General features: G+C 41.4%; 23 protein-coding genes. 3 read left to right on the top strand and 20 right to left on the bottom strand.

Annotation, left to right across the window (positions count from 1 at the left end; translation table 11 throughout):
- Positions 1-38 precede the first annotated feature (38 nt).
- From ACZ5GY_RS05705 to ACZ5GY_RS05715, 3 genes are read left to right on the top strand one after another with little or no spacing between them, the layout of a single operon-like run.
- A complete protein-coding gene (locus ACZ5GY_RS05705) occupies positions 39-1,238 on the top strand; it encodes a M20 metallopeptidase family protein (RefSeq protein WP_213691453.1) in 1,200 nt (399 codons plus the stop codon).
- On the top strand, positions 1,235-2,533 hold the full coding sequence (locus tag ACZ5GY_RS05710; protein ID WP_213695900.1) for an amidohydrolase: 1,299 nt from the start codon (positions 1,235-1,237) through the stop codon (positions 2,531-2,533). The genes ACZ5GY_RS05705 and ACZ5GY_RS05710 overlap by 4 nt, the downstream gene beginning before the upstream one ends.
- Positions 2,530-3,258 carry a gamma-glutamyl-gamma-aminobutyrate hydrolase family protein gene (locus ACZ5GY_RS05715; protein WP_213691451.1) on the top strand — a complete coding sequence of 243 codons (729 nt, stop codon included), beginning with the start codon at positions 2,530-2,532 and terminating at the stop codon, positions 3,256-3,258. Before ACZ5GY_RS05710 ends, ACZ5GY_RS05715 begins: the two co-directional genes overlap by 4 nt.
- A 112-nt stretch (positions 3,259-3,370) precedes the next feature.
- On the opposite strand, the gene pepT is transcribed toward ACZ5GY_RS05715, so the two are convergent.
- From pepT to ACZ5GY_RS05815, 20 genes are all read right to left on the bottom strand, one after another.
- Positions 3,371-4,597: a peptidase T gene (gene pepT / locus ACZ5GY_RS05720; RefSeq protein ID WP_464112094.1), complete on the bottom strand. Its 1,227-nt coding sequence runs from the start codon at positions 4,595-4,597 to the stop codon at positions 3,371-3,373.
- A gap of 42 nt (positions 4,598-4,639) precedes the next feature.
- A complete protein-coding gene (locus tag ACZ5GY_RS05725; RefSeq protein ID WP_323402017.1) occupies positions 4,640-5,677 on the bottom strand; it encodes a M42 family metallopeptidase in 1,038 nt (345 codons plus the stop codon).
- Between the two features lie 18 nt (positions 5,678-5,695).
- Complete coding sequence (locus tag ACZ5GY_RS05730) at positions 5,696-6,670, bottom strand: ABC transporter ATP-binding protein (RefSeq protein WP_213690416.1); 975 nt, start codon at positions 6,668-6,670, stop codon at positions 5,696-5,698.
- Between the two features lie 11 nt (positions 6,671-6,681).
- Positions 6,682-7,674: an ABC transporter ATP-binding protein gene (locus ACZ5GY_RS05735; protein WP_213695899.1), complete on the bottom strand. Its 993-nt coding sequence runs from the start codon at positions 7,672-7,674 to the stop codon at positions 6,682-6,684.
- A 19-nt stretch (positions 7,675-7,693) separates the two neighbouring features.
- Positions 7,694-8,557: a nickel transporter permease gene (gene nikC, locus ACZ5GY_RS05740; RefSeq protein WP_213690418.1), complete on the bottom strand. Its 864-nt coding sequence runs from the start codon at positions 8,555-8,557 to the stop codon at positions 7,694-7,696.
- A gap of 14 nt (positions 8,558-8,571) precedes the next feature.
- Positions 8,572-9,501, bottom strand: a complete 930-nt coding sequence (gene nikB, locus ACZ5GY_RS05745) for a nickel ABC transporter permease (protein ID WP_213695898.1) — start codon at positions 9,499-9,501, stop codon at positions 8,572-8,574.
- 113 nt (positions 9,502-9,614) lie between these two features.
- Entirely contained in the window at positions 9,615-11,138 is a 1,524-nt protein-coding gene (locus tag ACZ5GY_RS05750; RefSeq protein ID WP_213690420.1) for an ABC transporter substrate-binding protein, read from the bottom strand.
- 357 nt (positions 11,139-11,495) lie between these two features.
- Positions 11,496-12,872, bottom strand: coding sequence for a magnesium transporter (gene mgtE, locus ACZ5GY_RS05755; RefSeq protein ID WP_213695896.1), 1,377 nt, complete (start codon positions 12,870-12,872; stop codon positions 11,496-11,498).
- Positions 12,873-13,099: 227 nt separating this feature from the next.
- A complete protein-coding gene (locus ACZ5GY_RS05760; RefSeq protein ID WP_464112095.1) occupies positions 13,100-14,053 on the bottom strand; it encodes an aminopeptidase in 954 nt (317 codons plus the stop codon).
- 13 nt (positions 14,054-14,066) lie between these two features.
- A complete protein-coding gene (locus ACZ5GY_RS05765) occupies positions 14,067-14,738 on the bottom strand; it encodes an AroM family protein (protein WP_213695894.1) in 672 nt (223 codons plus the stop codon).
- A 5-nt stretch (positions 14,739-14,743) separates the two neighbouring features.
- Entirely contained in the window at positions 14,744-15,580 is an 837-nt protein-coding gene (locus tag ACZ5GY_RS05770) for a hypothetical protein (protein ID WP_213695893.1), read from the bottom strand.
- Positions 15,581-15,583: 3 nt separating this feature from the next.
- Positions 15,584-16,519: a DUF1177 domain-containing protein gene (locus ACZ5GY_RS05775; protein WP_213695892.1), complete on the bottom strand. Its 936-nt coding sequence runs from the start codon at positions 16,517-16,519 to the stop codon at positions 15,584-15,586.
- Positions 16,520-16,533: 14 nt separating this feature from the next.
- Positions 16,534-17,607: an S-methyl thiohydantoin desulfurase domain-containing protein gene (locus ACZ5GY_RS05780; protein WP_464112096.1), complete on the bottom strand. Its 1,074-nt coding sequence runs from the start codon at positions 17,605-17,607 to the stop codon at positions 16,534-16,536.
- 18 nt (positions 17,608-17,625) lie between these two features.
- Positions 17,626-18,282: an aspartate/glutamate racemase family protein gene (locus ACZ5GY_RS05785; protein WP_464112097.1), complete on the bottom strand. Its 657-nt coding sequence runs from the start codon at positions 18,280-18,282 to the stop codon at positions 17,626-17,628.
- Between the two features lie 14 nt (positions 18,283-18,296).
- Positions 18,297-19,856 carry an OPT/YSL family transporter gene (locus ACZ5GY_RS05790; RefSeq protein ID WP_464112098.1) on the bottom strand — a complete coding sequence of 520 codons (1,560 nt, stop codon included), beginning with the start codon at positions 19,854-19,856 and terminating at the stop codon, positions 18,297-18,299.
- A 233-nt stretch (positions 19,857-20,089) separates the two neighbouring features.
- Positions 20,090-21,271, bottom strand: coding sequence for a PucR family transcriptional regulator (locus ACZ5GY_RS05795; RefSeq protein ID WP_464112099.1), 1,182 nt, complete (start codon positions 21,269-21,271; stop codon positions 20,090-20,092).
- Between the two features lie 56 nt (positions 21,272-21,327).
- Positions 21,328-22,194: a hypothetical protein gene (locus tag ACZ5GY_RS05800; RefSeq protein WP_464112100.1), complete on the bottom strand. Its 867-nt coding sequence runs from the start codon at positions 22,192-22,194 to the stop codon at positions 21,328-21,330.
- A 72-nt stretch (positions 22,195-22,266) separates the two neighbouring features.
- On the bottom strand, positions 22,267-22,602 hold the full coding sequence (locus tag ACZ5GY_RS05805; RefSeq protein ID WP_213690348.1) for a DUF192 domain-containing protein: 336 nt from the start codon (positions 22,600-22,602) through the stop codon (positions 22,267-22,269).
- 48 nt (positions 22,603-22,650) lie between these two features.
- Positions 22,651-23,538, bottom strand: a complete 888-nt coding sequence (locus ACZ5GY_RS05810; RefSeq protein ID WP_213699412.1) for a type II secretion system F family protein — start codon at positions 23,536-23,538, stop codon at positions 22,651-22,653.
- A 12-nt stretch (positions 23,539-23,550) separates the two neighbouring features.
- Positions 23,551-24,480, bottom strand: coding sequence for a type II secretion system F family protein (locus ACZ5GY_RS05815; protein WP_464112101.1), 930 nt, complete (start codon positions 24,478-24,480; stop codon positions 23,551-23,553).
- Position 24,481 lies beyond the last annotated feature (1 nt).

The raw sequence follows: 24,481 nt of genomic DNA on the forward strand, positions 1-24,481 counted from the left end.
ACCTTTTCTCTATCATGCAAAAATGAGGAGGTTTTTGTATGCTTGAATATATCCAACAGTTGGAAAAACGCTTTAGGGAAACATATCTTAGTTACTGGAAAGAGATTCACGCCCATCCTGAATTAAGCAACCAGGAATTCAAGACAGCTCAAAAGGTCGCTTCCATTCTAAAATCTCTCAATCTTGATGTACAAACAGAAATCGGAACAACTGGTGTAGTCGGGATACTGCATGGCAATGAAAGTGGCCCTGTTATAGCCCTTCGGGCTGACATGGACGCTCTTTCCATAGAGGAAAAAACAGATGTTCCTTTTGCATCACAGAACATGGGGGTAATGCATGCATGTGGTCACGACTCACATACAGCTATGTTGCTTGGTGCAGCACACGTTCTTTCAGAGTTACGAAAAGATATTAAAGGAACGATAAAATTTGTTTTCCAACCAGCCGAAGAAAATAGCCCAACCGGGGGCGCTCCGGGAATGATTCGCGACGGAGTACTTGAAAATCCTAAAGTTGATTATATGCTTGGCGTACACGTATGGCCGACACTGACTACAGGACAAGTAGGCATAAGGAATGGAGCCATGTCAGCAGCTTCTGACAGACTGAATATCAACCTCAAGGGTAAATCTGCGCATGCCTCTACTCCCCAGTTCGGAGTCGATGCCATAGTTGCATCAGCTCAGGTTATCAACGCCTTACAAGCCATTATTTCCAGAAATGTTAGTCCTCTTGATCAAGCTGTCATCACTATAGGCACAATACACGGCGGAACTCGATATAACATTATTCCTGAGGATGTTAAACTGGATGGGACAGTGCGCACATTCAACCCTGAGACACGAAAGCAAATGCCAGCTTGGATTGAACGTGCCGTTAGTGGAGCAGCTCAAGGAATCGGTGCCGAAGCTACTGTCGACTACAAATTTGGTTACCCTTCACTTCAAAACAATACTTTCGTTGCAGATATTGCTCGCCAAGCTATTCTCGAACTTGTAGGAGAAGAGAATCTTATAGAAATAGCGATGCCTGACTTAGGGGGAGAAGATTTTGCTTTCTTCAGCGAAAAGGTTCCTTCAGCCTTTGCCTGGATTGGTTGCCGTCCTACTGATGTCCCTCTGGAGGAAATGCCTAAGCTTCATAACAACCAGTTTTTACCCGATGAAGCAGCATTGCCCTATGGCGTCAGATATCTTGTTCTCGCCGCTTTCAAACTTATGGAGGTTCAAAAATGATTTCTCAAACACTTACTGAGAAAATTATTGCGTATCGCCGTGATTTTCATAAATATGCTGAAACGGCCTGGACGGAGTTCAGAACGGCCTCTCTCGTAGCAGAATACCTCGACAAACTAGGCTATAAAGATCTTTTATTTGGATCATCAATATTCGAATTTGCATCTGTAATGGGTCGACCAGAAGAAAAAGAAATAGACAAACACATCGAACGTGCTATAGAACAAGGTGCGATAAAAAAGTGGATCGAAAAAATGGATCGTCATCCCGGGGTAGTCGCTATTCTCGATACGAAACGTTCAGGTCCAACAACATCACTCCGCTTCGATTTTGATGCAGTAGACGTTTCTGAAACAAAAGATCCTAAACACCGCCCTGTAAAAGAAGGCTTCGCATCTGTTAATCCTGGAGCAATGCACTCCTGTGGGCATGATGGTCATACCGCCATGGGACTCGGACTTGCAGAGCTTCTTATGGAACACAAAGAAACCCTTACTGGCAAAATAAAGCTTATTTTTCAGCCAGCAGAAGAGGGAGTCAGAGGTGCTAAAGCCATTACTGATAAGGGGATTCTTGATGACAGCGACTACTTTATAGCTGTTCATCTTGGGATGCCCAATCCTACGGGGAAAATAACTGCCGGTGCCTATGGTTTTCTCTGCACAACGAAATTTGACGTTCAATTCACCGGAGTTTCGTCCCATGCCGGAGCCGCTCCGCAAAATGGTAAAAATGCACTTCTAGCCGCCTGTTCCGCAGCGCTAAATCTTCATGCAATTGCTCCTCATTCAAAAGGCATGACACGTGTTAATGTTGGTGTTCTCCAGGCAGGAGAAGGAAGAAATGTTATTCCTCCCAAAGCTATCATGAAGGTAGAAACTCGCGGAGAAACAGAAGAGATAGCATCATATGTTTATAAAAGAGCCTGTGAGATCATCGATGGAGCTGCTACAATGTACGGCATTACGAGTAGTATTAAGGAAACCGGCGCAGCTACAACCACTCGCAGCAGTGATGATCTTGTAGATCTTATAGTCTCTGAAGCTTCTAAGATAAAAGGAATCAAAGAAATAGAGAGAAATACTCCTTCTGGTGGAAGTGACGATGCTACGTGGATGATGAAAAGAGTTCAAGATCATGGCGGAGAAGCTACCTATATTATTGTAGGCTCTACACTAACGGCAGGACATCACAATGAATACTTTGATATTGATGAAGCCTCTTTACCTATTGGAGTAACTCTTCTCTTCAATACGATACAGGCTCTTTCACAAAAGGAAGGAATACGACAATGAAAAAACCCGTTATAGGAATAATAGGTAATATCCTTTTTGATAAGAACGACAGCATGTATGGATTAGAACGAAGCTATGTCAATACAGATTATATTCGTGCTGTAGAAAAAGCAGGCGGCATTCCTCTTATTTTGCCTGTGGTAGACAATCTCGAATTGGCGAAGGAACTTCCACTTACTGTAGATGGGGTGCTTGCCTCGGGCGGATATGATATTGATCCACTTCTTTATGGTGAGGAACCACATAATAAACTTGAATTTATCTGCACGTCTATTGATCGCTCCCAGTTGGCCTCTGTGAAAGCCGCCGTAGATGCAGGTAAACCTTTCTTGGGAATATGCAAGGGGGCACAACTTCTCAACGTGGCTTTTGGAGGGAATTTATATCAGGACATAGCTTCTGACCCGAATTTTTTTGTCAAACACTCTCAAAAAGCACTCAGAGGAAATGCTACACATACAATCAATATTGAATCTGAGTCTATACTTTCATCTCTGTTTTCACAAAAAATTCCTGTTAACAGCTACCATCATCAAAGTATAAAACAATGCGCAAAAGGATTTAAAGTCACAGCCTGTGCAGCTGATGGAATTGTTGAAGCTATAGAAAAAGAAAACAACCCATTCGTTGTTGGAGTGCAGTGGCATCCGGAAATGATGCTTTCTTCTTCAGATACCATGCTTCCTTTATTCCAAAAACTTATTGTCGAATCTTCACGTATTTGAGTATCAACAATTGTAATAAAAAGGGAAGCTTTTTTGTAAGTAAAAGCTTCCCTTTTGTTGTTTTGTTGTTTTGTTGTTTTGTTATTGTATATTACACTCTTTCGTTGCCCAACTACTCCGCGTAAAGTTTTAGAATATTAACAATCACTTCGACTCCCTTTTCAAGGGCAAAAACAGGAACATATTCAAAACGTCCGTGATAATTATGACCGCCAGTAAAAAGGTTCGGAGTCAAGAGACCACGGTGAGAAAGGCTTGAGCCATCAGTGCCACCACGTACAGGAACAATAATCGGCTCTATACCAACATTTTTCATCGCTTGCTGAGCAGTTTCAACAATATGCATGGCTTCTTTAATATTATCAGCCATGTTGTAATATTGATCTGAAAGAACACACTCTAAAACGTGAGAACCATATTTCTCCTGTAGTTTCTGTGCAGCTTTTTCGACAAAAGCTTTACGATTTTGGAACTTATCCCAATCATGATCTCTAATAATGTACTGTAATTCGGCCTTTTCGACATCACCGCTGAAGGAAATAAGATGATAAAAGCCTTCATATCCCTCTGTCTTCTCAGGAGTTTCTTCTGTGGGAAGCATAGCAGCAAATTCAGTCCCGATGAGAGCAGCGTTAACCATTTTGTTTTTAGCCGTTCCTGGGTGGACATTACGTCCATGAATCGTTATAACAGCCTTCGCGGCATTGAATGTCTCGAAGTTAAGCTCCCCGACAGGTCCCCCATCGACTGTATAAGCGAAATCTGCGCCAAAAGCGTTAAGGTCAAGTAACACAGCCTGATGACCAATCTCTTCGTCTGGAGTAAAACAAACTTTAATCGGACCATGCTCAATTTCTGGATGAGTTGTAAAATACTCTACTGCTGCCATAATCTGAGCCATGCCCCCCTTGTCATCTACACCAAGAAGAGTGGTTCCATCGGTAACAATAAGATCTTCTCCCTTGTAATTTTTCAATTCAGGGAAATCTTTCGTAGAAAGAACAACATTAAGTTCTTCATTAAGGACAATATCTTCCCCATCATAATTTTTTACTATTCTGGGCTTAACATTTGCACCTGTTACTTCTGTAGAGGTATCAAGGTGAGCAATAAACCCAACAGAAGGAACGTTTGCCTTCTTTGTATTTGCAGGGAGAGTTCCCATAACGTAAGCATGTTCATCAACAGAGATATCAACCATGCCAAGTGCTTTCATTTCTTCTGCAACGGCATTGGCGAGATCAAACTGCCCCTCAGAACTGGGAACGTTACCTGATTCTTCTATCGCCCGGGTATCGAAGGATACGTAATGTAAAAAACGCTCAACAACTGAAGACATATTTTCAATCCTCCATTAATATCCAATATCGTTTTTTGGTAATTAATCGCTTATGTAAGCAGTAAGAAGTTTGGCAGTCTCTTCTATCGCCTTTACGTGAGTACGTTCATAATGATGTGTTGCATCAACACCAGGGCCGAAACAAGCAAAGTTAACGTCGAATCCGGCTATGGCTGCAATACTCGCGTCACTTCCATAACGATAGTGAACATCCACTCTATAGTCGATTCCATATTTTTCAGCTAAAGCGACAAGGCGCTTTCTGAACGACAGATCATAGGGAGTGCGGCTATCTTTGGCCAAAATAGTTACAGCTGTCTCTTCTGAAGCAGATGCTTCTGTAACTATTCCTATATCCAGAGCTGCGAATTCTGTAACTTTCTCAGGAATACGCGAAATTCCATGTCCCATCTCTTCGTAATTGGTAACGTAAAAATGAGTGGTGCGAGATGGCATTTTTCCCTCATCGCAAAGGGATTTGATAGCTCCGAACATGAGGGCAACACACGCTTTATCGTCTAAATGGCGAGATTTTACAAAACCAGAAGGGGTAATAACCGCTCGTGGCTGGAAGAAGATAAGGTCACCAACATGAATTCCTAAATTCAAAACGTCTTCTTTTGTCTTCACAAGCTCATCAAGACGAAGTTCCATCGAGTCGTCATCACGTTTCATATCACGTACTTCGTCTGAAAAACCGTGTATTGAAGCTTTATAAGGAAGAATGGAACCAGAATATTCTGTTCCATCCATTGTTCTGACAAGAACATTTTCGCCTTCCACTGAATTCCAGGCAAAGCCACCTATCTGAAGCATTTTAAGGCGTCCGTTACTTTTTATTTCACGCACAATAGCTCCAAGGGTATCTACATGAGACGCAATAAGAACATGGTGATCGTCATCTGTTCCTTTCATTGTTCCTATGAGTGCGCCTTTATTTGTACGGCTTACAGAAATATTAAAACGATTGAATTCCTCTTCCACTCTTGCCATTGCCTCTTCACAATCTCCACCTACAGAAGGAATGGACAAAAGCTCAAGCATAAGTGAATTTACATACTCCATATCAATACGCAACATGAAACACCTCCGTATAAACTACATCGAAAGGTTTCGGGCAAAATGGCAAGCTATAAAATGTCCTTTTTCTATTTCCCGAAGCTCCGGTGTTTTTTGAGAACAAATATCTTTCCTATAACGGCAACGACCAGCAAAACGGCATCCTTCAGGCGGCTCGATAGGACTTGGAACATCTCCTTCGAGAATAATTCGATCTCTCTGTTGATCCACCTTCGGAATAGGTATAGCGGAAAGAAGAGCTTGCGTATAAGGATGAAGAGGATCAGCAAATACAGTGCGATAATCTGAAAGCTCTACGATCTTTCCTAAATACATAACAGCTATACGGTCAGAAACGTGCTTTACAACGCTGAGGTTGTGAGCAATGAAAATATAGGTAAATCCTTTTTCCTTTTTAAGGGTATTCAACAGATTCAAAATCTGAGCCTGAATACATACATCAAGGGCCGAAACAGGTTCATCGAGAACTATGAAATCTGGATCCAACGCCAAAGAACGTGCTATACCAATTCGCTGACGTCTACCACCATCAAGCTCATGAGGGTAGGCATGAACAAGGCGTTGTGCCAGACCTACCGTATCCATGAGAGTGCGAATACGAGCATCACGCTCTGCCTTTGATCCGTTATACACGTTATTAACGATCAACGGTTCAGCAATGAGTTCTGATACAGAAAGACGAGGGTTAAGAGATGAATATGGATCTTGGAAAACAATCTGAACATCTTTTCGCAGATCTTTCATCTGTCTCTTGTTGTACTTTAAAATATTTTCCCCTCTATAGATAACTTCTCCATCAGTAGCGTCAAGAAGGCGGATCATAACGCGTCCCAATGTTGATTTACCGCATCCAGATTCCCCAACTAATCCAAGAGTCTCCCCCTCGTAAACAAAAAACGACACATCGTCTACTGCGTGAAGCATCCCTTTCTTTGTTGGGAAATACTTTTTCAAGTGATTGACTTCAATTAATTTTTCTCTGCTTCCATTCATCTTGTTTCCTCCTACCCCTTCTTCACAAAAGCGTTGCAACAAACGGGGCACGCTACAAAATGTCCAGGCTCAATCTCGATCATTTCTGGCTTCTTTTGTGAACACTCAGGTTGAGCCAGAGGGCATCGAGGATGGAATGTACACCCAGAAGGCAAGTTCGTTGGGTCTGGCATTAGTCCCTGAATAACCTTCAATTCTTCCTCATCTTCATCAAGATCAGGAATAGAGTTAAAAAGGCCATTGGTATATGGGTGCAGCGGATTCGTATAAAGAACACGCGTATCAGCATACTCCACGACACTTCCTGCATACATAATGGCTACTTTATCGCAAATCTCAGCCACAACTCCTAAATCATGGGTAATCATGATCATGGAAGTGTTGAATTCTTTCTTAAGCTCCTTCATTAGTTCCAAAACCTGAGCCTGTATAGTAACATCTAGAGCTGTTGTCGGTTCATCAGCTATAAGAAGGGTGGGATCACATGCTAGAGCAATAGCGATAACCACTCTCTGACGCATTCCTCCACTGAATTGGTGGGGAAAATCTTTCGCACGTTCCGGCCTGATTCCCACAAGTTCTAACATTTGAACTGCTTTTTTAAAAGCTTCATCTTTTGTTACGTTCTGGTGCAATTCAATCATTTCAGCAATCTGTTCTCCAACAGGGATGACAGGGTTAAGAGATGTCATGGGATCCTGGAAAATCATTGCTATTTTGCCACCTCGAATGTGGCGTTTCTCTTCTTCATTCAATGTATTTAAATTCTGGCCATCAAAAATGATGTTGCCATTAAGAATTTTTCCGGGGGGATTTGGAATAAGCTGCATAATCGCTAAAGCGGTTGTAGTTTTTCCTGCTCCTGTTTCGCCGACAAAACCCAATGACTCACCATGTCCAAGCTGAAGATTCAATCCTTCAACTGCATGAACGACACCGCTATCAGTTTCATAATGAACTGTAAGATTCTGTATATCCAGTAAAAAATCTTTTTTTTCTGTCATAAAACGTCCCTCTCTTACTCTAACGCTTTAATTTCGGATCTAAGGCATCGCGAAGACCGTCACCAAGGAAATTCAAAGCAAGAATGGTAATCATAATCGCCAAACCAGGGAAAAGGGTCATATATGGATAATCACGAATATAACCTCGTCCTCCCGAAAGCATGGCTCCCCACTCTGGCATGGGAGGCTGAATTCCTAACCCGATGAAGCTTAAACCAGCTGCCGTTAAAATGGCAAAGGCTACTCCTAAAGTTGCCTGAACAATAATGGGTGCCATACTATTGGGCAGGATATGCTTCATAATAATTCTAAAATCACTTGATCCCATCGCTTTAGCTGCTTCAACAAACTCCTGGTTGCGAATTGACAAAACAGCGCTGCGCACAATTCGAGCATAGCTCGGAATCGAGGAAATACCTACGGCAATCATAAGGTTGAAAAGTCCAGGCCCTAAAGATGCCGCTATAGCAATGGCCAATAGAATTTGAGGAATGGAAAGCAATATATCCATTGCCCGCATAATAAGGTTATCAATTTTTCCACCATAAAAGCCGGATACTGCTCCCAAGAAGCCACCAACGACAACAGCCAATCCAACTGCTATAAATCCTACCTGTAAGGAAATTCGAGATCCATAGACAATGCGGCTGAAAATATCACGACCAAACTCATCTGTTCCTAAAATATATTTACTGTTGGGAGCTTGGAAGGCATCGCTTAAATGCTGCTTTGCATAGCTGTATGGAGCAATAAAATCAGCAAAGAGCGCCGTAATAAAGAGAAGAACAACTATTGTTAAACCAAACATGGCAAGACGGTTCTTCTTTAAACGACGCATAATTTCTCCGAAGTTCCCCATTTTTCTCTTTTTCATCTGACTCATCGTGTACCCTCCGATTATCTGTACTGAGCTTTTATGCGCGGGTCGATCCATGCATAAATCAAATCCACAAGGAGGTTGACCAAACTAAAAGCTACGGCAATGTACAAAACTCCACCTTGCACAACTGGGAAGTCTCTCATTTTAATAGCTTCTACCATCAAACGCCCAACTCCAGGAATAGAGAATATTGATTCTGTCAAAACAGCTCCGCCTAAAAGCTGACCAAACTGAATACCAGCGATTGTGATAACAGGAATCAAGGCATTCGGCAAAGCATGACGCCAAATGACCAGTGATTCTTTTTGGCCCTTTGCTCGTACGGTACGAATATAATCCTGTCGTATAACCTCTAGCATCGTCGAACGTGTCATACGAGTAACAATTGCTACTCCTTGTGCAGCCAATGAAATAGAAGGCAGGATCATGGCACTAAAAGTTCCAAATCCTGACGATGGCAACCAATTAAGCCGAACTGAGAAGAAAAGTATAAGCAAAACACCTAACCAGAAGACAGGCATGGATATTCCAATCATGGCAAATATCATAGTTATCGAATCAAACCACGAGTATTGTTTTATAGCAGAAATTATTCCGAAGGGAATGCCAAAAATAACTGCAAGAAACATAGAAAAGGCAGCAAGTTTCAATGTAGCTGGGAAAACTGTCATTATTTCGTTTGTTACAGGTCTTTTGGTCACATATGAACGGCCAATATCTGCTTGAGTAGTCGCTTTATACAGATATCTGCCAAATTGAACAATAAAGGGGTCATTTAGCCCTTCTGTCTCTCTAAACGCCTGAAGAGCTTCTTCTGTAGCCATATCACCAAGAACCATTCTGGCCGGATCACCAGGCGTGAAATAAAGCAGAGAGAAGACGATGAAAGCGACTCCTATAAGAACAGGGATAAGAGATATAATTCGCTTAAAAATATACTTGAGCATCCGTTTTCCTCCTGAAACACGATGGTTGCAGGAACATTTCAGCTCCTGCAACCATTAATTTAAACTCAAAAACTTAAGAAATAACAATAACGAGGCACTACCACCATGAACTTTTAGTCTTCAAAATAGACGTTGTAAAGCTCGTGATATCCTCTGGGACTGGGTCTGAATCCTTTTACATTTTTCTGCATTCCACAGATCTGCTCATCATTGAGAAGGTAAACCCAGGGGCGTTTTTCATTAAGCTCTTTCTGCAATTCAACATACACAGCTTCACGATCTGCACCATCAGGAAGAGTTTTACCTTTTTCAATAAGTTCGTCAACTTTAGGATCTCCAAAGAAAGAGAAGTTCATTTTACCTTTCATGGAAGAGTGGAAAACGCCACCAACGGCAAATTCAGGATCTGGAACTGTAGAAACCCAGCCAACGATGAACATATCATGCTGTTTGGCCTTCAAACCATCGAGATAAGCTCCCCACTCAAGAACTTTAATCTCAACATCAATGCCAATCTCAGAAAGCTGACTCTGAATGATGGTAGCCATGTCAACTCTTTCTTTCTTGTCATTTGTCCAGATCTGAGCTTTGAATCCATCTTTGTAGCCAGCTTCTTCAAGAAGCTTTTTAGCTGTCTCCATATCCTGCTCATGTACAGGCTGTGATTTATCAAAGTATTTTACATTGGGAGCAATTGGTCCAGTTGGAGCCTGTCCTATTCCACGATAGACAGCTTTGTTAATACCCACTGTATCAATAGCAAGGTTGATAGCCTGGCGAACTTTCACGTTATCGAAAGGAGCTTTTTCACAGTTAAAGCCAAGATATGATGTGGAGTTATCCATAACTCTCATCAATTTGAGGTTAGGGTTCTCTTCAACTCTCTTAATATCATTAGTTGTGATCTGATAAGCGATATCTACAGCTCCGCTCTCAAGCTCGATTGTACGGCTTGTGGGCTCTGTAATAGAACGCATAACAAGGGTTTTATAGGCAGGTTTCTTACCATGGAAGTCTTCAAAACGCTCAAGGGTCAAACGGTCACCTTTTGCCCAGCTTAAAAACTTAAAGGGGCCGGTTCCGATTGGATGCATACCATAGTTATCTCCAGCCTCTTCAACTGCTTTAGCATTCATAATGCTGCCCCATGTGTGGCTCAGAGAGGCAAGGAAGGGGGTGGACGGTTTCTTGGTCTTGATAATCAATGTATAATCATCAAGAACTTCAACCTTCTCGACTTCTCCAGAATAGTTCTGAATAGCGGCACCCTTGGGAGACATGGCACGGTCGATAGTGTATTTCACATCGCTAGCCTTAAGTTCTTCACCATTATGGAATTTAACACCCTTCAGGAGATAAAACTTGTATGTAAGGTCATCAAGTTTCTCCCACTTTTCAGCAAGCTGAGGAACAACGTTGTTATCATCATCAAGCGCAACAAGTGTTTCATAAATCTGCATCATAGCTCCAGAAGATGCAACGTCATTGGTAGCTTGAGGATCAAGAGTTTTTGCATCATAAATATTAGCTACCACCAAGGTGTCTTTTTTCTCTGCTGCCAAGCCAACAGAAGCAACACAGAATAATGCGACTAAAATCGCGACTACAGTAAGACTAAAAAACTTTCCCTTTTTCATCCTTTCATCTCCTTCATATTATTTTGCTTCTCTAAAAATTCATATTCTTATTCAATATTGGAAATACTACACTTTTTGGGTGTTGGCAGGCTTTTTTGCAATAAACAATTATGCTAGTGCAACTAATGTAAGTCAATAGCAAATTGAAAATAAGAGCGCTATTCGACTTAATGGGTAAAATTTAAATATTCTGTAAAATGACAACAAAAAGAGGCTCTCACATACAGAGCCTCTAAAATACCACGACCAAAAGGAATCCAAAAGGGGGGAGATCGTTTTGGCCTAATATAATTTTTTCGAATATGCCTTATTCTAACATAAAATAGGTTTTCTGTATGCCTTTTTATTAAAATTTATTCATAGCCCTAAGATCATTCGTGTAATATTAAAATAGATCAACAGACCAGTTATATCCACTATTGTTGTTAATGCTGGGCTCGCAACAATAGCGGGATCAAATCCCAGAAAAACTGCCCCCATGGGCAAGAGAGCACCTATCAATGTAGAGGTTACAACTTGTATCATCAGTGCCATAGCGATAGCCGTAGCTATCATAGGAAGAGTCATTCCTACAGGTAGTATCAAATCTTTAGATAAGAAAAGAACTTTTCCATAAGAAAGTCCTCCCAAAATAACACCGAGCATAACTGATACTTTTAACTCTTTTAGCAAAACTTTAAAAATATCCTTTATTTTAATTTCGCGAAGTGCCAACGCCCGTATTATTACAGTTGCAGCCTGGCTACCAGTATTTCCACCGCTATCTGTAAGCATTGGCAAATACAACGCTAAAATCATAAAATGAGCCAAGGTCGCCTCAAAACGGTGAATAACCATACCAGAAAGAAGTCCTACCGCAGCTAGCCCAACAACCCAAAAAACTCTATTTTTGAAGTGTTCAAAAGCAGATGTCTTTAAATATGTACCTACGTCATGTCGCCCACCAATGGCCATAAGTTTTTCCATATCTTCAGTGTGTTCTTGAGTAATAATATCAATGGCATCGTCATGTGTAATAATTCCAACTAAGGAACCTGCTTCGTCAACAACAGGCAAAGCAAGAAGATCATATTTAGCGATTTTTCTGGCTGCTTCTTCTTGGTCATCATTTGCTTTTACAAAGATAAGGTCACGATGCATAATATCAGCAACGTTGAGAGCAGAGTAAGAAACAATAAGGTCTTTTAACGACACAAAACCCAATAACTTACGCTGCTCCCCTAAAACATAAATATAATAAATAGTTTCTCTATCTGGAGCTTCTCTGCGTAGTTCTTCAATAGCTTGAGCTACTGTTATATTCTCAGGTAGTGTTGCGTAGTCGGAAGTCATAACAGAACCACATGTGCCTTCTGCATAAGAAACAAGACGTCTAATATCGTCTCGCTCTGCCTGGGCAAGGGCTGGTAAGAGTATCTTTTGCGTTGCTTCTGGTAAGCGCCTAAACAAATCAGCTCTATCATCAGAAGACATATCTGTAACTAAAGCTGCTAGATCATGTCTCGCCAACTGACTGGCTAAAGCAATTTGCCTATCTTCATCTATTTGGCAAAAGACTTCTGCCCTCTTCTGAGGATTGAGAATGGAAAGAATTGACCATATCTCTTGAGGCTTCAGTGGGGATAAGAAGTCGGCAACAACTGCAGGATGGTTTGAGATACAAAAATCCTTAATCAAAGAGAAATCTTTGCTCAGCAGAAAAGTTTGCAGAGCTTGGCCTAATGACATATTCATCGGATATCACTCCTTTTCAGTGTCTAAACAGACCTCGGACCTCTGAAAAAAAGTGACGTGTAGAGGTCTGTTTGAATAACGCAGCAGATTTTAAACATGTACTGCTACTAGGAACGTCGTCCATTCAAACCTACCTCCTTTTTTTTATTAAAGTCGACGTTAACTTATCTATTTTAACAAAAAAGGCGGGAAACTGAATTCCCGCCTTCTGAAACAAAAGAATATAGTTAAATATGGATTTTCCCTTCAGAAAGAATACATTTTCCATCAATGTAAAGTTCAGGGTTGGTAATTACTCCATCTACATGGATTCCTGCCGCAACTGTTCCTCCAAAGGTATCGTTACTGCCAAGGGCAATATGTACAGTTCCATATATTTTTTCATCTTCGAGAATAACCCCTGTGACTCGAGCTTTATTATTAGTTCCTATTCCAAGTTCAGCTACATTTCTTGCCAAAGGATTATCTCCCAGAAGGTCAAAGAGTTTTTGACGCTCAGGACCCTTCGCATCGACAAGCTGCCCTTTCTCAAAAAAAAGTTTCAAAGGAGCACTTAAGACTCCAATTCCAGCAAATGAACCGTCGATAACAACTTCTCCTGAAGCGCTACCCTCAACGGGAGCAATAAAAGCTTCACCAGATGGTAAGTTGCCAGCTTGCCCTTTTTCCCGATATACACCTGTACTCGGAATACCTTTTCTCCCATCAAGAGACAACGTAAGGGAACAGCCGTCTTTTCGTATCTCAGCCTCTTTAGCCTTGTCAAGAAGAGATGTGAGTTTTTTTGTTAAAATTTCAACTTCTTTATAATCTGCAGTAATAGGCCCATTAAAATACATATCCTCAGTAATTCCAGGCATGGTAGCAACACGAGCTCCAGCAGAACATGCATCTTTTTTGGCGTGGGTATGAGTCATAGACTTACTTGTAGGAATAATGACAACATCTGAAGCTAACATCAATTCACGCACACGTGCAGATGGTTCCTCTCCATTTTTTTTCATAGGCGAAATTTGAACCAGAAGAGATTCGCTTCCTAGTAATTGCCCCGCCTCAAAAAGACTTTTAGCAATATTTACAGTCTCGCTATCGCATATTATCAATAATTTTTCTTCTCGACGAAGTCCCATATTATCTGTGAGAAGACACTTCGACACATTAATCATTTTCTCAAAATTCATTTACCCTTGCCCCCTATCCAAACATATCTTTAATCACTCTGGCCACAACACTTCGGGCTAGAAATACAGGTTTTCCAAGGCTGTCTCTTACTTTCTGCTGCATTTTTATTGTATAGCCCATGCAATCCATAATAGCTATATCTGGATTATATTCTTGTAGCTTCTCTATAGCATTATCAAGTTGCAAAGAGTCTGCATATGGAGAAGCAGCAACAACTGATACTCTTCCTGACACAGTTTCCCACCTTTTTTTAGATTGTGCTATCTGATCTTCAGAAGGAGTAATGACACCTAATTTTCTATTTTCAGCCACTGCCTGTACTACATTGTAAAGAATACGTTGAGGCCGAATCAAAAGTCGCTCTTCACCAAAAGAAGGGAATTCACCGGTACAAAGGAGAAGAACAACAGGAATATTATGTTGGAAGTGGTCTCGAATTTTCTCTTCAACTCTAGGTGTGATATAACGCTCTGCAACTGTAACCGAAGTTCCATCTTTCATTCTCGTTACAAGAACGTAATCTCCCTTTTGAGGTGCCATTTTTGCAATATCTTCTTTCGTCAAACCATCTAAAGCACCAGATTCAACAACATTTAGATTCTCCCCTAGAATAGGCAAGATATCTGGAATTATATCTACTCGCGGAGCTTGGCCTATAGTTACGGTTCCCAAAATTCGTTTCATGTGTATCACCTCTTCAATATACGATCACGGTGCCAACATCCCAGATGACTTTTACACCCCGGGCCCCCATGTAAACATTCATCGAGGGAACCATCACTCCCACTTTCAGGAACTTCTGGCAAAACAGAAATGATATTAATAATTTTTTTGACCTCGTCTTTTTCCCCACTTATGACAAACGTTGTAGCCCCTTCTGCTCCACTAATTCCCCCCCTGCCAATAATGTATGCTTTCACAGATGCAAGGATTGAAAAAGCTTCAATTTCACTTACGACACAACCTGGAACAGGGATAAGACCTACCGACATGCCCATAGATGTATTGATTTTTTTCCGTCCGCTTTCAAGTATGGCTTCATCAAGAAAACAGGGAGCAAACTTCTCAAGCCCAGCCGCAATATAAGTAATAACTCCTTCAGATCGCAAAGTGGAAATCACCTGCCCGGGGACACCTCCCAGAGGTGCTCCTGCCATCATGGCTGCCTGTTTGTGCACATCAACAAGATTAGCCCCGCATATAGCTATATCGGAAGCGTTCATTTCAGCGACAACTTGTGATAGACATTGGTCAACGTTCTGAATTTGTCCGTTATAAATAAGAATACTATGAGGAAAAGATGGGAGAGATTTATTGCACGATACCGTTCCGCGAGGTGTAATTCTTCCGCTAATCCGCAAGGGAGAACCAACAAGCTCTTCAGCAACTGCAGAAACTGTCGTTCCCCCTTTTAAAAGAATCCGACCTTCTTTAAACGCTCTTTGTACATCAGGAAGAACGGCGATTGCTTTCGCAATCAGCCGCTTTCCCATTGGAACAGTCAATGTTATTTGAGCTTTATACATTATCTATTTTTTACCAGCAGTCTGAAAATGATTCATAGGACCGTATAAATCAATAAGCAATTCGAATTCTTTTGTGTTATAAAAAGAGCAGCTCTTTCTAGTAAAATTCTTGGCTACCTCAATATTAAAACGAACGACCTGTTCTATATCTGTTGCATGACTTGCACCTGTAGCGCACCCTGGAACAGCAGAATGAGACGTAATAGCAATTCCAATACATGGGGCCTTAGCCGCAGTTGAAGGTTGCAATATGCTATTCAAGTGGTAGAGGCCATTGCCATAAGGTGTAATATCCTGGATAGTAAGAGGAAAGACAACTGGAAGCTCTCCTGTAACGATTTCCATAATAGAAAGAATATCTTCACTTACTCGCAAGATATATCCCTCTTTAACGGTGGGAGAGATAGCAAACCCTTTATGATTTATGACTCTGTTGCCACGAGTAGTATCCACAATTAAAATGGCATCCATTTCAGGATCAACTTCTTGCTGATTCATTGTAGTCATATCAACAGGGGATCCCATAAAAGGCACAGGTTCATGAGGCTGAGTGGGAGCATCGGGACAAATATGGGTAGAAATTATGACATCTCCAGGAAGTACATCGCCGACAGAAAGCATCTTTGCCATTTTTAAAACCGTTGCAACAGCAGCCACTGCTCCATCTCCATCAGAAACAAGTCCAATACGCTCCGGACGGGCACCTATTCCGCCTAGTCGACCAATGATACCTAATGTGGGAGCCGTTCCATTCATGCGCTTTCCGTGACTCCCAGGAATAACCGCTTTTATAAAATCTGTATGTCCCTTGGGACCTTCAATTTTTTTTACTTCTACTTCCTTAATTCCAGCTTTAAGAAAAACATCTTTTACCATTTCACCGCTCACATCTGAGCGATCAAGAAGGTCTAAAGCCTCAAGAGTTCTAGTAAATGACATACTCACCACTCCTTTTATTGATACGACGATATATCTTTATGGATAATGCGTTCTGCATCGCGTAAAAGATCTATGCAGCGCATTCCTTCACCTAAACATAAATTTGTTTTGGGAACCGTAATAACATAAATAGATTGACCTTTTTCTATTTCTGCACTGGTTACTGGCATGCCTGAATGCCCATCCATTGTCATAATAAGATCTGGGAACGTACCCAGACGTTCTCCATTTGTTCTTTCGAGGGTCATATACTCATTCCAGAAAGTAAGAGCAATGTCGTCTATATCCACACGCCCCACATCAAAACCTCCTGCTGTCTCAAGCTCCAGATTTTGAACAATCCCGCGCGTAATAATCTCTCCCCCTAAAAACTCTACAACGGAAGAAACAAGCTTCTCCGCTCCCTTATCTTTTACATTCAACATAGCCCGCCCTAACTTTATAGACATTGCTACGCCTCCTGGAGCTCCATTCATTTTGGCAAAAGAAGCTTTTACAGGGTTACGAGCTACACCAACAAGACCTCGGGCCTGAACGGCTGCCTGGCGAACTAGAGCAGATGTCTCGGCAAGTCCTCCAGAAACACATCCCTCTACATATGTATTGTTATCTGGATTCCCTCCAGCAAAAGCCTGAATTGACACGTAATTTTTATCTTTTTGTAACCCCATTGATCCCATTACTCCTGTAGGATGAGCTCGACCGTTACAGGGAATATCAACTATGGGTAAATCTAAAAGAGCGGCTTGAAGCCAACCATTTACTACTGCATTTCCGCCACACTCATTAGTAATAAGACCGCCTATTTGCTCTTTATTGTGTGTCTGAAGCAAATCGATTGTTCTCCAATAGGCTCGTGGAGAAACAAAAGCCTCCTTTGCTGCCGGCGCACCTACACCCGAGCAGGTAACGAGAATGTTTTCATCACAACAATCCTCAGCATCAATAAGAATGGGACGTCCCATTTGAACAGCTAAATACCCTAAATCTAGACCTCGTTTCATAGCTCCGCCGCCACCGCCACCAAGAACGGCACCACCTAATACAGCAGCTTCTACATGTTCCTTCTTCAAAACTGTTTGAGACATTTCATCAACTCCATTTGTTTAAAACCCCAACGTAGCCCACATTAATGCTCCCTCAGCACTTACAGGATCTATAACAGGAATATCGACCTCTTTTTTTATTTCCGATGCTAAAGAAACCGTAGACATACCCGTGCAAGCCAATGCGATGACATCGGCGCCTTCCTTTTTTAAATTCATTGCTTCTTTCAAAACAGCGGCTCTTCCTTCAGGAGTCATTAGATCAAGAGTAGAATGAACTTCTTTTGGGCGTATTTCTTTTATTAAAAAATCTTTCAAAATATCTTTCATTCCTGCTGGAGTTTCATCTGTTATGCCAATAACACCAACACGTCTTCCAACTCCAAGAGCAAGAAGAGCTGTGGAACGCCCCGCCCCTATTACAGGAATAGAAAGTTGCCGTCGCAAACTTTCTACTGCTGGATCGTCTGCACAACTTACGATAATTCCATCAAAATTTTCAGGCAAAAGAGAAAAAGCCAGTCGCTCAATTTTAGGGAGAGCTCTCTTTTTAGTTTCTTCATCATGTATGCCTTCCGGTTGATCTGGAATGCAGTAAGAGCACACATCCCATTCAGGGAAAAGAGCCATCAAAATTTTCCCATGTGATTCCAACACCTGCGGATCCCTTGAAGTCAAGACCCGAATAAGGGCTATTCGACGACGTGAATGCTCCATCTAAACATCTCCTTTTACATAAAGCTTCTTACAACTGCAGAAATAAATCCGTAAATGCCGTCTCCTGCGATAAGACCTGCTTCTCGCATTTCCATCCATTTGGTACCCCAAATAAGACGGCAAATGACAGCAGCTAGCACTCCAATTCCATATAAGGGACTCTTGATAAGAAGACCCGTAGCAAAAAGAATTCCTATAGCACGCTTAGCCCCACCTATAGCCTGAATGATCGCTCCAACAACGCTCCACATGAGTAATTGACGAAGGATATCTGGATTAGCTCCTGCCTGTACTGTCGCTGCAAAAACTCTGCTTACTGGAGGTAACATATCCAATCTGAAATGCATCTTCATAAGGAAAAAGACTGTTACAACAGAGACAAAACCACCTACAATTTCTGCTATCGCCTGTTGACGCCGTCCATCTAATTCATACTCCAAATCTTTTCCCTCTCCACGAATAATCCAACCAGTCTTGAGGTCGTAACCCATATCAGCAAAACAAGGACCCGTACTTGCAACATATCCAGCTAAAAGGGCAAGGGGAGCTCCAGGGAAGCCCATGAAGAGTCCGAGGCTCAAGAAAATAACACTGATGGCAAACCCCGGGAACCATCCTGAGTGCATAGCGCTTAAGCCAACAAGAATAGGTGCAACAATGGCAGAGAAGGTTGTCCAGACAATCCATAAAATCAATTTTCCAACACTCATTTCAGCCCAAATACCGCTTAGAAGAGCCAAAACGACAGCTCCCAAACCGAAAAGGAAGGTATGGAAGAAAATTGTTTGTTTTACTTTTTCATGAGAAACAGTGGGAAGAGGTCCGTCACTATTATTACGAGACGAAGAACCCCGGCGGAAAATAATAGCAAGAGCCTGAACAAGAGAAACTATACCCGCCCCAATCATGACTCCATGAGGAATATACGTTTTACCTAGATCGAAACCAAATAATGTTCCGGAGTATCCACGGATCACAAGTCCGACACCAAGAGCAGACATGGCAAAAATGTTAGCAATAAAGACTATTCCAATGCCAGCCATAGGAAGCCCAAAATGGCGTCCCACAACACCAGCAAGAACTCCTTCTAAAAGACGGCGTGCTTTTTTCCCGCCTTCATCTCCAGCGATAAGGGCTTGAGCTGTTGCAACGCCAGGAGGCCATGCTCCTGCCGCAGGATAAAGGTCAGAGTCGTAGACTTTATAAACAAAGTGCATTCCTATTAGGGTAGCGAGACCAGACCCAATCAACATTGGAAGTATTAATTTGGGAGTGCCAAATACATACATAATCCCAACTGAAAGCAACCCACAATTTGCCGCAGCAAAACCTGCGCCAGAAGTCATGGTTTGAACTAAATTTTGCCGATCAAGAGAACGAAAATCTTTTAAAAATGATAAAGGAATCCGTGCAAGAGTCATTGCAACAATGGCCCCTATAATTGAGGTATTTGGTGTAATACCTATTCTTGAGATGATTTGCATACAGATAATAGCGGAAAGAACCGAAACAATTAAACTTAAAATAAGAGTGCGTGGTTCCAAAGCTTTGACGTGTTTCTTGCGTTCATTCATACTTTTCCCTCCTTTAATTTTATGTGCTTAAATTTAAAGTCAAAAACACAATTGTCCGCGTATTTTTTTAAATCCGCAGTTATATATTCAGGAAACGTACCGAGAACATATTCAATTTAAAAAACACTATTCTGGAAATTTACACATACATTTATACCGTTCAAAAGAAAAGGAAACAATGGAATTGATACACAAAGAAAGGGTAAACACTTTATGCTCAATGCACAAAGTGTTTATATAAGAACTTCATCATCAAGAAGTGTATACGTGATAAGTGCAAAAAAGAGTTTTTGAAGCTTAAAACCAGAAAATATATCAGATCCGAAAATTTCTTCTATTTGATTTAAGCGATAACGCAATGAATTTCTGTGTAGATGCAAAGCTTCGGCTGTTCTTTTCTGATTACGATCCATTAGTAAAAAGACTTTAAGTGTTTGTAACAAAGAACCATTATTGTTTTTATCGTAAGTTAAAATAGGGTCAAGTATCAATCGACTTGTTAGAACAAGTTCCTTTCTATCGGGGTGGGTATACCAAAAAGAAAGATGACGCAGACTATCAAAATCAACAAAACCTGACTCTTGGTTCATAAGCTTCTTCACAACTTTAAGAGTAAAAAAAGCCTCTCTATAGGCTTTCTTTATCCCCTTTTCAAGAGTATGCAGCCCACTTATGCTCACACAACGTAACTCTGGTTCAGATTGGAAAGACAAAGCTACATTCTGAGCCAACTCTTTAACAGCAGAGAACCTTGTCTCATCTTGCACCACAAAGAGAAGACCAAGCATGTTTTCAAATTGAACAAGAAAGAAATCCTGCCACTTTACCTTTATCTTTTCTACAAGTTCCCAAATAACAACGTTATGAACTCCACCATTATTAGGAATTTCTAAAAGCATGAAACAACACAAATCCAAAGGAGATAAATTAAGTTGTTTCAGTAAATCTATATTTTCCTCTAGAGAAATGTTGTCTTCGATCATATGTCTTAGTACATCTTGCTTATTTAAAGCCCCCTTAAGGAGACGCTCTCTTTCAAAAATAAGAAACATGACCTTTTTAATCACAGGAACATAGGGAAGTTTAGGGGGTAATAAAATAATGGGAAACCCCATTTTTTCAGCTGTTTTTAAAACTTCCTGGGGCACTTCCTGAATAAAGCGTCCCAACTTTATTCCCATGCCGGAAGCGCCACCTTCAGCTTGAAGACGCACCAGTCGTTCTAAACGGGAAACATCTTCTTTATAGGCGTATGCTGTTGTTAGAAGAAAGGTGCCAGGCGTCACCCATTGGTCCGCATCTGGCACCTCTAATACATCTATACAGAGAACAGGATTGTTTAATCCCCGTTCCCCCGCTATAACAATAGATTCCTCCATGCAAGGAATTTCGAGTATTTCCTTGACACGTAACACGCCATTTCACTCCTCTTAAAGCAATATAAACAACTTTATACTACAACTATACCACCTTAAGAGTCATAACCAGAATCTTCGAAGCCTTCATACCCCTCCCATGGATCAATATCTACATCCATGTCGTCGTTACCCATGTCATCTATGTCGGCTCCCAGGTCGTTCCAAGAGCGCTCTTCAGGGCTTACCGTATCATTATCGTCACCTTGAGGATTTTTCTCTCCTCCTCTGTTCTTTTCTGCCAAATCCTTCAGGCTTGGCCTTTCTCGACCAGGAAGATTCAAATAAACCTCAAGACGACAACCTCTTTTACGAGGCATTCCTTCTCTTGGGATGCTCGTTATTATAGCTTCAACTGGTAACTCTTTTTCCATAGCAGGCAGAACAAGAGCGGTTACTTCTTCTGGTAAAAAGCCAATAATTTCATCTTGCTCGGTTTTTACGAATATCATTTTTTCTTCAGCCACAAAATGCACAAGATCTCCAGCTCGGCATTCTTTTAAAATATCCTGCCGAGACCTCCCAGCGTCGTTATTTTCTGTTGTATCAAGTACCCGGGTGTGAATTGACCGCTCTTCGAGAGGAGATCGTTTTTCTGTTTCATTACATGTTTTTTCTGGACAAATTTTGGAGTAAAGTTCAGGAGCGATATGAAGACGTGAAAAGAAAGCTTCTACTACATTTTTTGTGGGGAATTTTTTAAGGAGAGCTGCGCCGCTAGAGTGATCTTTAAATTCAATGTGGAGATATGCTATTCCCTTATCGGATATTTCCCCTTTTACTATTTCACCTTCTCCGTAAATATTATGAACTATGGTTGCTCCCTCAAGTAATGCGATGTTTTCGAAGTTGTTATCTTCCATATACTTCCGCACAATGTCCAGAGAAAGCTCTTTCAGTGTTTCTCTCGTTCCGGTCGTCATGCGACTCACCATCCTCTGGTATAACGTTCTGTGCGGACATTATAAACTACTTTTCCTATTTGAAAAGGGGGGTTAAACAAAATCTTTAAAAATGATTCGACTCCCTATATTAATTTCATTTAATGGAATATTCCCTGCGGGGCATTCCAAGACACTTCGTGCCTTTTTATTCCTGCATAACGACCATGGAGTTACATCGCGCCGTATTTCTAAAACCTGATTGTCGTCATCAAGAAAAAAAACATCGAGATTAAAACGCATTCCTATGGTATGTATAGCATTGCACGGCTTCAAAATGATTCCCCACGGGAGATTGGGTAGGGGAACAAACATGAGTCCCATAAATCGAGAGGAAAAAGAATCAGCAAAATAGAGAGGAGAGAATATAACATCTCCTCTTGAATTCAAGATTTTATATGGGCGTTTATTTCTAAACCTTCTAATATCCATTGTCCATTATTTTGCAAAGGCTTCCATAATCGATATGAAAGCTGGGCCCAGGATAACGACAAAAAGTGATGGGAAGATAAAAAGAATCATGGGAAAAAGTATCTTAATAGGAGCCTTACGAGCATGCTCTTCAGCTTTAAGACGGCGGAAACGTTTTAAAGCTCCTGCTTGACTGCGCAATACATCACTGACTGAGACACCGAGTTCTTCTGCCTGAATAAGACTTGTAACAAAATGACGCACTTCTTCGATAGGCAATCTTTCCGTAATGCCATGAAGTGCCTTTTGACGATTTTCTCCCAAACTAATCTCATGAAGAGCACGTGCAAAATTCTCACCCATTGGGCCACGCAGACGATCTGCCACACGAGACATAGCCGCATCAAGGCCTAAACCAGCCTCTACACTTACTACCATAAGATCCATAACATCGGGAAGCTGATTTCGAGCCTGTGTCTGCCGCTCCTTACCTTTGCCGCTAATCCATATTCCTGGAATAAGATAGGCCAAGGCACCAAGGATAAGCGCCCCGGTAATACGTAATGGTGCAGGAAGAAGAAAAGCAGCTATCATAGCAAAAATCAAAGCAAATGATACCTTAAGACCGGCAAGAACCTCCCCCCGTATTCCCATAGGGCGGCCGGCGAAAAGACAATATCGGTCCATACGGGCAATCGCCTCATTTGGAAAGAAGAAACGACCAACACGGCTTATTTTGACGCGAAAAGGATCGACAACTCGCTCTTTGAACGTAGCAATTTCTTCTTCCTCTTCCCCCGTAAAACGCGCTGCTCTGTCAAAAGAATCCGCTTTTTGAGGAGAAATTGTATTGAGAACCAGAAAAATTCCTAGCGTAACTATGAGCATTAAAAATACAATAACAAGAAATTCCACGTCTCCACCTCCTTAATAACGAGGTTTAACAATACGTTGTATAATCAGGATTCCAACAAAAGCAAAGAAAACAGCTACTCCCAACATTTTCTGTCCTGTAGGCGTGGTGAAAAGAGGAGTTAAATAACCCGGGTTCATAAGATTAATAATAACGGCCATAGCTACAGGTAGTATAGAGATAATGAGTCCCTCAAGGCGCCCTTGCGACGTCAATGCTCTCATTTGAGCGGCCACATCCTGCCGATCACGCATAACACGTGCTATATTCTCTAAAATTTTAGCCAAATTTCCACCAATCTCTTTTTGAATAAGAATGGATGTTACTACTAACTCAAGATCCATACTTCCAACACGATCAACCCAACGGTTAAGAACGTCTTCAAGATCTAAACCCAAAGAAATTTCTGCAACAACCTGTTGTAACGTGTCCCCTAGAGGCGCTTCCATTTGTGACGCCGTATTCTGTAAAGACTGTAAAAAGCTAAAACCAGCCCGCAATCCAGAAGAAATCATATCAAGCATTGGAGGTATTTGGCGCTCAAATTTATGAAGTCTTCTTTGTTTACGAACTCTAGCAACAAAAATAGGGGTTACAATAGCCCCAACCAACCCGACAGCCAACCCAAAGGGGCCTCGTACTATAAAGAAAAGAAAAGGGATAACGATAAGAATGCCAAGCCATATGAGTAAAGCTTCCTGTGGTTTAAGAGGCATATCTGCTTTTATAAGGTCTGCCTCCATTTTTTTAAGAAAAGCATCGGATGTAAGATGTTTTGCAAAAACTTTTTTATCGTCAACTTTTTTCTGTTCTCGCCCTCGCGTAAACCATGATTCCGTACGTGAAACCTGATCTGTCTCTTCTCCAATCCAGATCATAGAAAGCCCTACCGCCATTAAGAAGAGAAGCACACCTATTACCAAAGCAAAGAGTATCCCTCCCATG

This window comes from Aminobacterium thunnarium (genome assembly GCF_055390565.1).